We start from the raw sequence: 12999 nt of genomic DNA, 5'->3' as shown, positions 1-12999 counted from the left end.
ATCGCGCGATCCTTCGGCAGGATGTGGGATATGGACGCGCCGTTCAGCTTGAAACCCGCCGCTTCCGCGGTGGCGGCGCTTCTTCCCGGGGTATCGGACGATGCGCTGGACAACTCGACCCCCTGTGCCGAGCTCACGGTCCGTGCGCTGCTGAATCACCTACTGGGTCTGTCGATGGCCTTCCGGTACGTCGTCCACCCCGAGGAAGCCGCGGCTCTCGGGGTGGACCTCTCCGGCCCGTCGTTCTCGGAGGACCTTGATCCACAGTGGCGGACCTTATTGCCGCAACGTCTCGCCGACCTCGTCGAGACCTGGGCGCGGCCCCGGTCCTGGGACGGAGAGTCGACCATCGCGGGAACCGTCATGCCCAATGACCAGGTGGCAATGGTGGCCCTCGACGAACTGGTACTGCACGGCTGGGATTTGGCGGCGGCGACCGGGCAGCCGTTCGACCTACCCGTGGGCACCGATCCGGGCCTGTACGGGTTCATCAGTGCGCTCGCTTCCGACAGCGGAATTCCCGGTTTGTTCGGTCCGCAGCGGCCCATTTCCCCGGGTGCCCCACAGTTCGATCACATGCTCGCCATGTCGGGACGTGATCCAGGCTGGCGACCACAGGACGTGTGAGATATTTCGCTAAACTAACTGACGCGACGTGAGGGGAAATCCCGACTACGGTTGGGGTGTTGCACCAAGTGTCAGACAAGGTGAATAACCCTAGTTGAGACACCATTCGATGAGGAGTGATCGATGAGCACGACACCAGACGCCGCCAGCTCTGCGGCGCCTGTCGAGGCCAATCCGAAGCCCAAGATCAAGGACGCGCTGACACCGAAACACCGGGTCGTCATCATCGGGTCCGGGTTCGGGGGCCTGACCGCCGCGAAGACACTCAAACGTGCCAACGTCGACGTCACGCTGATCGCACGCACCACTCACCACTTATTCCAGCCGCTGCTGTACCAAGTGGCCACCGGGATTATCTCCGAAGGCGAGATCGCTCCTCCGACGCGGCAGATCTTGAAGGACCAGGACAACGCCCAGGTCGTTCTCGGCGATGTCACGAGCATCGACCTGGAGAACCAGGTGGTCCACTCCTCGCTACTGGGGCACGACTACTCCACGCCCTACGACAGCCTGATCGTCGCCGCGGGCGCGGGTCAGTCCTACTTCGGCAACGACCACTTCGCCGAGTGGGCCCCGGGCATGAAGTCCATTGACGACGCTCTCGAGCTGCGCGGTCGCATCCTGGGCGCCTTCGAACAGGCCGAGCGCTCCAGCGATCCCGTCCGGCGCCGCAAGCTCATGACCTTCACCGTGGTGGGTGCCGGTCCGACCGGCGTCGAGATGGCCGGGCAGATCGCCGAGCTGGCCAACGAGACCCTCAAGGGCACCTTCCGGCACATCGACCCGACCGATGCGCGGGTAATCCTGCTCGATGCCGCGACGGCGGTGCTGCCGCCCTTCGGTCCGAAGCTGGGAGACAAGGCGCGCAAGCGTTTGGAGAAGCTGGGCGTTGAAATCCAATTGGGTGCCATGGTCACCGATGTGGACCGCAACGGCCTGACCGTCAAGCACTCCGACGGCACCGTTGAACGCATCGAGTCCTGGTGCAAGGTGTGGTCGGCAGGTGTGTCCGCGAGCCCCCTGGGCAAGAACTTGGCCGAGCAGTCGGGTGTCGAGCTGGACCGTGCCGGACGCGTAAAGGTCGGTGCCGACCTGTCGATTCCGGGTCACCCGAACGTCTTTGTGGTCGGCGACATGATGGCGGTCGACGGCGTGCCCGGAGTCGCTCAGGGGGCCATTCAGGGTGGGCGCTATGCGGCCAAGCAGATCAAGGCCGAGCTGAAGGGGCGTAGCTCCGCAGAACGCCCCCCGTTCAAGTTCTTCGACAAGGGTTCGATGGCCACCGTGTCGCGGTACAGCGCGGTGTGCAAGATCGGCCGGTTGGAGTTCAGCGGGTTCATCGCGTGGGTCATGTGGTTGGCGCTGCACCTCGTCTACCTGGTTGGGTTCAAGAACCGGCTGGTGACGCTGATCCTGTGGTCCATCGCCTTCGTGACGCGCTCGCGTGGGCAGATGGCGATCACCGAACAGCAGGCCTGGGCGCGCACACGTCTGGATCAGCTCGAGGAGCTCGTCGCGGAGAAGAACGGCGACGATGAAGAGATCGCACAGCCGGAAGAGGAAAAGGCCGCGAGCTAGTCGGGGTTAGCCGGGCGGAAGACGCCGCCCCTGCCACGTGAGCAGGGTGGCGTCGCCCGCGAGGCGCAGCACGGTGGCGTCAACCGGACCGGACTGAGCGGGATCATTCGCGGGGTAGCGTAATTCGCTGATCAGTGCCAGCGGGCAGCCCAATTCGTCATCGGTCACCGATCCGGCCCCGAGTTCTACGCGGTGCCGCAGCAGCGGGCGATCGTCGATATCCGCGTCGAGCTGGCCACTCCAGAATCCCGACGACTCCCCTGCTCTGCCGATCTGCACGCGCTCACGCAGGCGCAGGCTCGCATCGACCGATCCGCGAACGGTGACGTGCGAGTGGTGGGAGGCGTTGGCCGCCACGATGGTGGGCGCAGGGTCCAGATCCAGGCTGCCAGCCACCGAACAGTCCCAGGCCATCCAGGACTGGAGGGTATCGCGGCCGGGCAGGGCCACCGCGGCCGCCACGGACCGCACCTTCAACAGCACCCCTTCGCCGACCTCGATGCGTACCGAGATCTCGTCGCCACCAAGCGGACTCGCCGCCACTCCGACCAGGTGCACGGTGTCGGCGTCGGTGAGTCGGCCCTGCAGGCTGCCGGAACAGCGCAACCGTGGGAGTCGGCCCTTTTCCGCAATGATCTCGACGTCAGTGCGCATGGTCCAGATGGTGCCGCACCCACGCCAGTACTTCGGCGGCCGTCGGGTCCTCGGTCAGCGAGATCATCGCGGTTGGCCGGCCGTCGCGCACGGCCGCCGCATCACGGGCCATCACGCCCAGATCGGCCCCCACCATGGGAGCAAGATCAGTCTTGTTGATGACCAACAAGTCCGAGAAGGTAACGCCGGGGCCGCCTTTGCGTGGCACCTTATCGCCGCCGGCGACGTCGACCACGAAGATCTGCACGTCGATCAGGCCCGAGGAGAAGGTGGCCGTCAGGTTATCGCCGCCCGATTCGACGAGGATGAGGTCGAGTGGATCATTGGTGGCGATGAGGTCCTCGATGGCATCCAGGTTCGCGGTGATGTCGTCGCGGATCGCGGTGTGTGGGCAGCCGCCGGTCTGCACCGCGGTGATGCGCTTATCGGGAAGCACCGCATGGCGGCGCAGGAAGTCGGCGTCCTCGGTGGTGTAGATGTCGTTGGTCAGCACCGCCACCGAGATCTCGTCACGCAGCGTGCGGCACAGCGCGGCAACCAGCGCCGTCTTACCGGATCCCACCGGCCCGCCGATCCCGATGCGCAGCGGCTCCCCCGGTTGACGGACCCGACGCGGCCTGTCGATGTGCTGATGGGGCTGGCCGTCGAGGAGGTGCGGTGGCATGTTGATCCAATCGTGGTTGTGCGTGTAGACCTAAAAACTACGAAACAAACAGCGGGCGTTCGCGTTTAAGATGCTGCTCGGCGAGCACATCCAGGAGCGGGTCCGACAGGCAGGCCAGCCCGGAGCTGGCCAGTGTCGCGGTCTCCTCGCATAGGCCCGTCAGGGCCATGGTGCCGACCGCCACCTCCGCCGGGTCCAGAGCCAGCAGTCGCTGTCCTGCCGTGGCAGATCCGGTCAATGTCGTGTACACGACGACGAGGGCGATATCGCGGCCTGATAAACCCGCTGCCACTCCAATGATGCCGTACACCACGGCCAGATGTGGCTGCCGGCCGTGCGCACGCCAATCGATGTGCGGCCAGACACTCCCGGCGAGGCGCTTGAGTCCCCGGCCCTGAGCGCGGGAGGCGTCTCGCGCGGCCTGCGACGGGGTACGTGCGTCCGTTTCGGCATCTGCTCGCACCGGATCCAGCTGCCCGGATGCTATGGCCGCAGCGATGGACGCCGCGACAAGGCCATGAGTTCGGATACGCCGCTGCAGATAGGCATTGAGCGTCGCACCGTCCCGCACGAGGCCCTGTGTGACGGCCTCCTCCACCCCGCCGGAATGCACATGCGAACCGGTCGGCAATCGGGAATCGGCCAGCGACAGCAGCAGAGCTGTTGTCGCGGACGCATCGGTGGACCCCATCAGAACAGGAAGTACCGTTGCGCCATGGGCAGTTCGGTGGCCGGCTGTTCCTGCCACACCTCGCCGTCGATACGTACGGTGAAGGTATCTGGATCGACTCGGATATCAGGCATCGCGTTGTTCAAGGGCAGGTCGGCCTTGCCGCGATGGCGGACATTGCGGGTGGGAACCAGTCTGCGCCGCAGCGCAAGCCGCGCGGCGAGGTCGTCCTCGATAGCCGTCGGTGAGACGAAATGCACGGCCAAGCCCGGTGCCACATTGGGCATGGCGCCGAACATGGGCCGCGGCAGCACGGGTTGCGGGGTGGGAATGGAGGCATTGGCGTCACCCATGGCCGCCCACGCGATGGCACCGCCCTTGATGACGACATGCGGCCGGACCCCGAAGAACGCCGGTTCCCACAGCACCAGATCGGCCAGCTTGCCGACCTCGATGGAACCCAGCTCATGATCGATGCCGTGGGTAATCGCCGGGCAGATGGTGTATTTCGCGACATACCGGCGGACGCGGTTGTTGTCGTTGCCCCTGGCTCCGGCCGGGTCGCCTTCCAGCGCACCGCGGCGCTTCTTCATGACGTGCGCGGTCTGCCAGGTGCGCATCACCACTTCGCCGATGCGCCCCATGGCCTGGCTGTCACTGCCGATCATCGAGATAGCGCCGATATCGTGCAGTAGATCCTCGGCCGCGATCGTGGATGGGCGAATCCGGCTCTCGGCGAAGGCAAGATCCTCCGGGACAGCCGCGTTGAGATGGTGGCAGACCATGAGCATGTCGAGATGCTCGTCGAGGGTGTTGACGGTGTGCGGGCGCGTGGGGTTGGTGGAGCTGGGCATCACGTTCGGGTGACTGGCCACGGTAATGATGTCGGGAGCATGCCCGCCGCCCGCACCCTCGGTGTGGTAGGCGTGGATCGCGCGTCCCGCGATCGCCTCCAGCGTGCCTTCGACAAAACCTGTTTCGTTCAGGGTGTCCGAATGCAGGGCGACCTGAACATCCGCCTCATCCGCGACGCGCAGGCAGGCATCGATCACCGCGGGCGTGGTGCCCCAGTCCTCATGCAGCTTGAAACCCGCCGCCCCGCCGCGCAATTGCTCCCACATGGATTCGGGGTTGACGGTGTTGCCCTTGCCCAGCAGCAGCACGTTCACGGGCCATCTGTCGAGTGCTTGCAGCATGCGGCCCAGATGCCATGCGCCGGGTGTCACCGTGGTGGCCTTACTGCCCTCAGCGGGGCCAGTGCCACCACCGATCATGGTGGTGATGCCACCGCCGATGGCCTCGTCGACCAGCTGCGGACAGATGAAATGGACGTGACAGTCGATGCCGCCCGCCGTGACGATCCGGTCATTGCCGGCGATGATCTCGGTGGACGGGCCGACGATCAGCTGGGGATGGACCCCGTCCATGATGTCCGGATTGCCGGCCTTGCCGATGCCGACGATTCGGCCATCGCGAATGCCGATGTCGGCCTTGACGATTCCCCAGTGGTCGATGATGACAGCGCCGGTGATGACGGTGTCGGGTGCTCCGTCGGCACGGGTGAGGCGGCTCTGCCCCATCGACTCGCGCAGCACCTTGCCGCCGCCGAAGACTGCCTCGTCGCCCGCTAAACCCGGACCGCCACAGCGATCTTCGGTGATCTCGATGATCAGATCGGTATCGGCCAACCGGATGCGGTCACCGGTCGTCGGTCCGTACAGCTTGGCGTAATGCTCCCGCGATAGCCGGGTCATGCGGGGTCACCGCCATCCAGCCGTCCCGGGGCGTCCAGTGTCAGTCCGTGCACTTCGCGGCGACCGCGTAAGGGCACCAGCCGAACCTTCTGGGCGACACCGGGTTCAAAGCGAACCGCGGTGCCCGCCGGAATGTGTAAGCGGTGCCCGTGCGCGGCTTCCCGGTCGAAGTCGAGTGCCGGGTTTGACTGGGGGAAGTGGACGTGACTGCCCACCTGCACCGGGCGGTCCCCGGTGTTGACGACGTCGAGCTCGATGACGGTCGCTCCCGCGTTGAGTTCGATAGCGTCTGCTGCGAAGAGGTATTCGCCAGGAATCATGTGGCTCATCCGATCGGGTGGTGCACGGTGACGAGCTTCGTGCCGTCAGGAAACGTTGCCTCCACCTGGACGTCCGGGATCATCTCGGGTACCCCGTCCATCACATCGTCACGCCCGAGAACTTCGCGGCCACTGGCCATCAATTCCGAGACGGTGCGGCCGTCACGGGCACCTTCGAGGAGATGATCGGTGATGATCGCGATCGCTTCGGGATGGTTGAGGCGCAGGCCTCGGGATTGGCGGCGGCGCGCCAATTCCGCCGCATACGAGATGAGCAGCCGTTCCTGCTCGTGCGGGGTCAATCGCATAGGGGGCGATCCTGCCATGATCCGGGCTGCCTGGCACTTTCACAGACGTTGCACAGGCCGTGGTGAGTTTTGCAGTGCGCTGTCGATCGCGAATGCAACAATCTCCCCGAGCTCGCTGTGTATGTGGAGTCGATCAGGAGGGTGCACATGCGGTATGGAATGACGTTGGGGTGCGTGGTGTCGGCCACGGTGCTGATGGCCGGGTGCACTCAACCCAGCGAGGGGATCAAGCCGGTGGCCGCGCCGTCCACCACTACGGCGGACATGCCGATGACTGCGGGCACCTCGGCGCCCCAGTCCGTCCCCACCACCACAAAGGCCCCCGCACCACCACCGCTGGTGGTCACCCCGGACAAGATCGAATCGATCCTGGGCTCGCGCGCCGACGTCGGAAAGGTTCTGGGCACCACGCTGGAGTTCGACCAAAACCGTTCGTCACCGCCGACAGACACGGTGACCGGCCCACCTGATTGCACGAACCTGGACCATCCACGGGCCGGGCAATTGGGGTCCGAATGGACCACCTACCGCTGGAATTACTACCGCGAGACCAAGGACCGAACCTCGTACATCGTCGGACAGGTGGCGGTTCTGTACCCCACACGCGAGGAGGCCGCCGCGGCGTTCGCGCAGGCATATCCGGCCTCCGCATTCAAGACCTGCCAGGGTGCGGAACTCACCGTGCTGGATCAGCACTGGAAAATCAGCAGCCTGGCGCCAACCTCTGCTACCTCGGCCACATGGGCTCAGTTGCAGACCACGGAGAGCTCGCCATGGCACTGCTTCTTCGATTTCCGCACCAAGAACAACGTGCTCTTCGGGGGGTATCTGTGCCAGTACGGCGACGGCGTTCCCGGCGTGACGACCATTACCGATCGGATCGCCGCATGGATCCCACAGTGAAAGGACCGACGGTGACTGGCGCATCGGTTTTCCGTAAGGCCACGATCGTGGCCTGTGCAGGAATTGTCGTGACGGGGTGTTCGTTCTTCGGCGGAAGCCAACAGGGCACGGCGACGTCCGGGCCTTCGGCGGCCTCGGGCGCCTCACAGACATCGGCGGCGGCCACAGCAGAGCTGATCAGCGCGGACAAGGCCAACTCGCTCATCCTTCCGAAGGAGGACGTGAGTCAGCTGGTCGGTTCCGATCTTGACTTCGAGGGAAAGTCCTCCAACCCGGGGAAGCCGACGATCGATGGCAAGGAGTCGTGCCGGTCGCTTGTCGCTCCTTTGACCTTGGGCCTCGGAGAATCGTGGACGACCTACCGCAATGTGTGGTCGCAGGAGGCCGAGAAAACATTTGACCATTGGGTGAGCCAACGCGTGGTGCTGTATCCCAAGGCAGATGCGGCAGCAGAGGCATTCGCCAGCCAATATCCGGCGGACATCCGCAGCTGCACGGGCGAGGAGCTCAAATCTGGTGAATCGTCGTGGCGGGAGACGGTCAAGGACGTGACCCCCAATCGGGCGCAGTGGGCCGACGAGTCCCTCGATAACGGTCAAACCAACGGATGGCGCTGCAGCGATGAAGCACGTGTTATCGACAATCTGCTGCTATCGGCGACCGTATGCCAGCGTGGCAACAGCGCGCCGGCAATGAAGGCGATCATCGACCGCATGGTAGCCAGCGCCACCAAATCGAAGTAGGCAGTCGATTTCGGCGCTCGTGTAACACTGGGCGCCAGCGATCCGATGTAGCCATGATTTGGGTCGATACGGGTCTGAAATCGGCAGGGAGGGACTTGGATGCGTCACGTGTTGGCTGTCGGATGGCTTGGCCTGGCAGCGATGCTCGCGGTGAGTTGTGGGACGGAGACCGGGGGCATCAAGCCGATACCGGTCGGTGCCACCGAGACGTCGGCACCGGCCGATCATGGGCAGGACGGGGCGATCGCGAGCCCCAAGTCCAGTGCGCCACCGGTCACCACCTCCCTCGAACCGCCGGCACCGGTGATCGTCACGCCCGACAAGGCGGAATCGATCATCATCTCCGCCGACGATGTGGGCAGGCTGGTCGGATCCCCGCTGACGTACGAGTTCAAGTCCACTCGACCCAGCGATGCCTCCGCGACCGGTAAGTGTCAGGCACTCACCGGGCTGCGCAGCGAGAGCCTCGGTGACGAGTGGACCACCTACCGAGGCTCGCGTCTGCAGGAAACTCAGGATCGGTACGACCACATCGTCTGGCAGGCGGTGGTGCTGTTCCCCGATGCGAAGGCCGCTGCGAGCCAGCTGCAGGCCGCGTATCCCCCGTCGCTGGCATCGTGTGCGGACTCCCGCCAGACCGAGGGCGATATCGAATGGCGTATTGGCCCGTTCTCGAACAACGGCACCAGTGTGACGTGGGTGCGACAAGAGCTCAAGGACGGAAAACCGGCGGGGTGGCGGTGTTTCTACGACTATCGGGTCAAGAACAACGCGCTCTTCGGGAGTCTGTTGTGCCAGAACGGCAATGGCACTCCGATCGTCACCGCGATCGTGGACCGTATGGCCGAGTGGATTCCGGCATGATCGCGGCGAAGAACGTGAGAGGGGGCCTCATGACAGGCACAACAGGGCGGGCGGTGTTGTGTGCGACGGCGATCGCCGCGCTGGCGCTGTCCGGATGTTCCGGCCAGAAGGACGCGCCCGACGCGTCAACGTCTGCCAGCACGACGGCGTCGCGGACCGCACTCGCGCCGGCGCCGGCGCCGCCCAGTACCGGGCCCGCGGGTCTGACAGGGTGGCCGGGGCAGGACAAGGTCACCGAGGATGCCATGGTGGCGGCGTTGTTCACCGGCGAGGAGCTCGCCAAGGTCTTCGACACGGAAGTCGCCAAGACGAACAAGCGGGACAAGCCCTTCACGGCGGCCGAGTCTGATGATGCGAGTTGCAATGTGACGCAGGGGCTTACCGTCGAGTCGGTGGGCAAGGACTACGAGACCTTCCGCGGGACCGAGATGCTGCTCGGAGATGCCAAGAACCCCGACGCTCAGGTCTACCAAGGGATCGCGGCATACAAGGACAAGGACGCGGCGCAGGCGCAGTTCTCGACAGCAGCCGATGAGATCACCGAATGCGACGGAAAGACGTACAACTTCACCGATCCGGGCGGGCGGAAGGTGCCTGTGGCGGTGTCGGTCTCATCGTCAAACGCCAAGAAGGTGAATTGGGCCCTCACCTACGGGCCGAGCACGTATCGCTGCTTCGTGTCCTACAACGGTGTCGCGAATGTGATTGTTCAGACCCAGATTTGCGCGCGAAGCAACTCAAAGCAGCTGGTGCAGAAGATGGCCGACAGGATTGTCGACAAGCTGCAGCTGAGCTGACAAGCCACCTGGATCCCAGTGGGGACTGGATCCGGGCGGGGGGACGAGGATGGCGGCCCGACCATCGGGGGGCCGGCCGACATCTCTCGAGATGAGCTCGGGTGGGCGCGCGGGGGGTCGCGCCCACCCGAGTCTCACAAGTTCTGTAGGCGAACCTGCCCGCGTGCGATTGTCCGGTCCCCGTCGTCGGTGATGGTGACAAGCCACAGCTGCTGACGACGGCCTCGGTGTATCGGCGTGGATGTGGCGGTGAGTGTGCCCGATGAGATGGCGCGCAGGAAGTCGGTGTTGTTGTTGACGCCGACCACCGCGCTCTCCTCCCCCAACACGTTGGCGCGCCAGATGTACCCCGAGACGCTCGCCACGCTCTCGACCACCGAGCAGTACACGCCCCCGTGCACGATCCCGTTGGGTTGCAACAGGTTTTCGGTGATCGTCAGGCTGGCGGACACTCCCTCGGGTGTCAGCGAGGTGTATTCGAGCCCCACGAGCTTGTCGAAGGGCGCGGTGGGCATCTTGCTGAGGTGCTCCGGCGTGTCAGGCATTCGATGTTCATATCAGTGCGGCCTCCGCTAACGAAGAAGTGCCCCACCTGCCGAAGCAGGTGGGGCACTTCCTTCGAGTGGACCGGGGGTCTCTGCAGCCCTCAGGACTCCGGCGCGGTCCGGGTGTCTGGTCGCGCTGTAGCGCGTTCGACGGTTCCAAGGATAGGCAAGGCTGCCCTAAATTGCAAGCGCTTTGTGGCGAACCGGCAATCCGAGTGTCATGAAGCGGTCGAGGATCGCCTGTCCGCGCCGCATTCCATCGGTCTCGCTGGAGCGCGCGAGCAGCGGAACGTGCGTCGCCGCCCCCACCACTGTCGAGCCGACCAGCTGCCACATCTGCCCGATTTCCATTGTCCCGGAGCTGATCTGCGACAGTCGCGTAAACAAGGGCGCGAGTGCGCGATGGCATCGGTGTGCCGTCCACGCGGCGAGTGCTTCCTCGCTGGGGAAGACTACGACCTGTCCGCGGTCGCGGTCCGGGTCGTCGGGCAATACGCGCAGCGTCGGGTCCACGACCCCCGCCCAATCGATGCAGCCCTCGGAATCGAAGTAGACCCACAGGTTCCCCAGGCCCGGATCCCAGGCGCGGCCCTCCAGCACGACCAGGGCGACCAATCGGCCGACCACGGTGTGGACGAGAGCGTCCGCGAGCTGGTGGACGGCGACGGAATCGCTGCCGGTCTCCTCAATGGCGCGGGCGTACATCCGCTCAAGCCGGTCGGTGTTCAAGGCGCGCGCCAGCGGCCACCATCGACGACGGCCGACATCAGACATGACGGCGACGCCGTAGGCCCGCGGGCATTCCGGATACAGCTCGCGAAGCCGACTGCTCGATTCGTGCAGCGGCAGTGATTGGCGGATGGACATCCCGGCGATCAGCGGATCGTCGGCGATGAGACTCCTGGTCGAAGAGCATCGATCGATGGCCAGTGTCACAGTTGGCAGCCTCCCTTCACGTAGACAAGATAGGTAAGCCTAACCACATGTAGGATGACATCGCCAGGTGCGGGTGTTGTGACTGCTCTCACCGAAGCTCCTGATCATCGGGCCGTGTTGACGGATTTGGCCCACATGGTGAGACCGAATCGAGCGCTGGAACAAAGACCGAGCTATGGATCGTTGGCTGTCAGAAGAAGTACGACTGGATGTAGTACGGCATTGCGTCGGAGGTGAACGTAGAATGTTCGGAATGGCACGCCTGGGCGAACTTGAACGCGCGGTGATGGACCATCTGTGGTCCTCTCCCGAGCCCCAGACTGTCCGCCAGGTCCATGAGGCATTGTCGACGCGGCGTGACCTCGCCTATACGACCGTGATGACCGTGTTGCAACGTCTCGCCAAGAAAGATCTGGTGGTGCAGCACCGCGATGATCGCGCGCACCGCTACGCACCCGTGCACGGCCGCGACGAGCTTGTCGCGGGCCTGATGGTGGACGCGTTGGCGCAGGCCAACAACTCGGGTGCCCGCGAGGCCGCCTTGGTGCATTTCGTGGAGCGTGTTGGCCCTGATGAGGCCGATGCACTGCGCCGTGCCCTGGCCGAGCTCGAAGCCAAAGATCCATCTGCTGGCGGTCGCCCCACCGAGTAAGGGACACTAGGTATGTGTCCGCCCTGGCGTTCGCGATTCTCGCGCTGCTGCTGACCGGTCCCGTACCGGCGTTGCTCGCGCGTGCGCGCTGGCCATACCGCGCGCCACGTGCGGCGATGGTTCTGTGGCAGGCCATTGCCGCGGCCGCCGTTCTTTCCGCGTTCAGTTCCGGGCTTGCGATCGCGAGCAGACTTCTCGTGCCGGGGCCGGACGGCCACCCCACCGCCACGATCACCGGTGAAATCGACCGCCTCGGTTGGGGTTTGTGGCTGCTCTACGTCACGGTGTTCGCGATCACGATCCTCATCGGCATCCGGCTCATGGTGTCGGTGATCCGGGTGGGTGTACGTACCCGCCGCCGCCGCGCCCATCACCGGGCGGTCGTCGACCTGCTGGATCACAAGCGGTACTGCGAGAACTGGCGCGGGGGCTACGACATCCATCGCCGGCGTGACCACGATCTGCGGGTGCTGGAAGTCGATGAACCCCTGGCCTACTGCTTGCCAGGTGTGCGGAGCCGCGTGGTCGTCAGCGAGGGCACGCTGAGCACACTGGGACACAATGAGGTGACCGCGATCGTCGCGCACGAGCGCGCCCATCTGCGCGCGCGCCATGACCTCGTGTTAGAGGCTTTCACCGCCGTCCACGACGCGTTCCCGGTCATCGTGCGCAGCAAAAACGCGCTCGACGCGGTCAAACTGCTCGTCGAGTTGCTCGCCGACGATGCCGCGGTCCGGACGGCCGGCCCTACTCCCCTGGCCCGCGCACTCGTCGCGTGCGCGGGTGGCCCGACACCGGTCGGTGCGATGGCGGCCGGTGGCCCCACCACCCTGATCCGGGTCCGGCGCTTGGGCGGGAGCGGGAACAGCCTGGTCCTGTCGTGCGGCGCTTATGCGGCCGCTGCGGCCATACTGGTGGTGCCGACGTTGGCTGTGGTCATCCCATGGTTCACCGAACTTCAGCGCTTGTTCAGCAGTTAACCCG

Annotated in this window: 16 protein-coding genes; 8 read left to right on the top strand and 8 right to left on the bottom strand. The window is 65.0% G+C overall.

From position 1 onward, the window contains the following. Positions 1–30: 30 nt before the first annotated feature. Together B4400_RS22340 and B4400_RS22335 are read left to right on the top strand one after the other, a co-directional pair. On the top strand, positions 31–627 hold the full coding sequence (locus B4400_RS22340) for a TIGR03086 family metal-binding protein (RefSeq protein ID WP_078312833.1): 597 nt from the start codon (positions 31–33) through the stop codon (positions 625–627). Between the two features lie 123 nt (positions 628–750). Continuing rightward, the gene (locus B4400_RS22335; RefSeq protein ID WP_139360365.1) at positions 751–2205 is read left to right on the top strand and encodes an NAD(P)/FAD-dependent oxidoreductase; all 1455 of its coding nucleotides are present in this window, start codon (positions 751–753) and stop codon (positions 2203–2205) included. 6 nt (positions 2206–2211) lie between these two features. On the opposite strand, the gene B4400_RS22330 is transcribed toward B4400_RS22335, so the two are convergent. The 6 genes from B4400_RS22330 to B4400_RS22305 are packed head-to-tail and all read right to left on the bottom strand — an operon-like array spanning position 2212 to position 6575. Further along, the gene (locus B4400_RS22330) at positions 2212–2859 is read right to left on the bottom strand and encodes an urease accessory protein UreD (RefSeq protein WP_078312834.1); all 648 of its coding nucleotides are present in this window, start codon (positions 2857–2859) and stop codon (positions 2212–2214) included. Then, positions 2849–3523: an urease accessory protein UreG gene (gene ureG / locus B4400_RS22325; RefSeq protein ID WP_078312835.1), complete on the bottom strand. Its 675-nt coding sequence runs from the start codon at positions 3521–3523 to the stop codon at positions 2849–2851. Before ureG ends, B4400_RS22330 begins: the two co-directional genes overlap by 11 nt. 37 nt (positions 3524–3560) lie before the next feature. Beyond that, on the bottom strand, positions 3561–4214 hold the full coding sequence (locus tag B4400_RS22320) for an urease accessory protein UreF (RefSeq protein ID WP_078312836.1): 654 nt from the start codon (positions 4212–4214) through the stop codon (positions 3561–3563). Further along, the gene (locus tag B4400_RS22315; RefSeq protein WP_078312837.1) at positions 4214–5947 is read right to left on the bottom strand and encodes an urease subunit alpha; all 1734 of its coding nucleotides are present in this window, start codon (positions 5945–5947) and stop codon (positions 4214–4216) included. The genes B4400_RS22320 and B4400_RS22315 overlap by 1 nt, the downstream gene beginning before the upstream one ends. Next, complete coding sequence (locus tag B4400_RS22310; protein WP_078312838.1) at positions 5944–6267, bottom strand: urease subunit beta; 324 nt, start codon at positions 6265–6267, stop codon at positions 5944–5946. The genes B4400_RS22315 and B4400_RS22310 overlap by 4 nt, the downstream gene beginning before the upstream one ends. 5 nt (positions 6268–6272) lie before the next feature. Then, positions 6273–6575 carry an urease subunit gamma gene (locus tag B4400_RS22305; RefSeq protein WP_030097951.1) on the bottom strand — a complete coding sequence of 101 codons (303 nt, stop codon included), beginning with the start codon at positions 6573–6575 and terminating at the stop codon, positions 6273–6275. 147 nt (positions 6576–6722) lie between these two features. Here B4400_RS22305 and B4400_RS22300 point away from each other — a divergent pair, with 147 nt between their 5' ends. The 4 genes from B4400_RS22300 (at position 6723) to B4400_RS22285 (ending at position 9882) form a co-directional block, all read left to right on the top strand. Next, positions 6723–7478 (top strand): sensor domain-containing protein, encoded by a 756-nt coding sequence (locus B4400_RS22300; protein WP_078312839.1) that lies wholly within the window; start codon positions 6723–6725, stop codon positions 7476–7478. Further along, positions 7463–8221 carry a sensor domain-containing protein gene (locus B4400_RS22295; RefSeq protein WP_078312840.1) on the top strand — a complete coding sequence of 253 codons (759 nt, stop codon included), beginning with the start codon at positions 7463–7465 and terminating at the stop codon, positions 8219–8221. Before B4400_RS22300 ends, B4400_RS22295 begins: the two co-directional genes overlap by 16 nt. 99 nt (positions 8222–8320) lie before the next feature. Further along, positions 8321–9085, top strand: coding sequence for a sensor domain-containing protein (locus B4400_RS22290; RefSeq protein WP_078312841.1), 765 nt, complete (start codon positions 8321–8323; stop codon positions 9083–9085). Next, entirely contained in the window at positions 9082–9882 is an 801-nt protein-coding gene (locus tag B4400_RS22285) for a sensor domain-containing protein (protein ID WP_078312869.1), read from the top strand. Before B4400_RS22290 ends, B4400_RS22285 begins: the two co-directional genes overlap by 4 nt. Positions 9883–10016: 134 nt before the next feature. Here B4400_RS22285 and B4400_RS22280 read toward each other — a convergent pair whose 3' ends face one another. Both B4400_RS22280 and B4400_RS22275 read right to left on the bottom strand, forming a co-directional pair. Next, entirely contained in the window at positions 10017–10427 is a 411-nt protein-coding gene (locus B4400_RS22280; RefSeq protein ID WP_078312842.1) for a PaaI family thioesterase, read from the bottom strand. A gap of 177 nt (positions 10428–10604) precedes the next feature. Further along, positions 10605–11363 carry an iron reductase gene (locus B4400_RS22275; protein WP_078312843.1) on the bottom strand — a complete coding sequence of 253 codons (759 nt, stop codon included), beginning with the start codon at positions 11361–11363 and terminating at the stop codon, positions 10605–10607. Positions 11364–11607: 244 nt separating this feature from the next. Here B4400_RS22275 and B4400_RS22270 point away from each other — a divergent pair, with 244 nt between their 5' ends. Together B4400_RS22270 and B4400_RS22265 are read left to right on the top strand one after the other, a co-directional pair. Continuing rightward, positions 11608–12015, top strand: coding sequence for a BlaI/MecI/CopY family transcriptional regulator (locus B4400_RS22270; RefSeq protein WP_078304802.1), 408 nt, complete (start codon positions 11608–11610; stop codon positions 12013–12015). A gap of 14 nt (positions 12016–12029) precedes the next feature. After that, positions 12030–12995 (top strand): M56 family metallopeptidase, encoded by a 966-nt coding sequence (locus B4400_RS22265; RefSeq protein WP_078292451.1) that lies wholly within the window; start codon positions 12030–12032, stop codon positions 12993–12995. The last annotated feature ends 4 nt before the right edge of the window (positions 12996–12999 follow it).

It is taken from the genome of Mycobacterium sp. D16Q13 (genome assembly GCF_002013375.1).
GTDB lineage: Bacteria > Actinomycetota > Actinomycetes > Mycobacteriales > Mycobacteriaceae > Mycobacterium.
The sequence above is the reverse complement of the archived record's forward strand: the minus strand, read 5'-3'. Positions and strand labels throughout refer to the sequence as shown.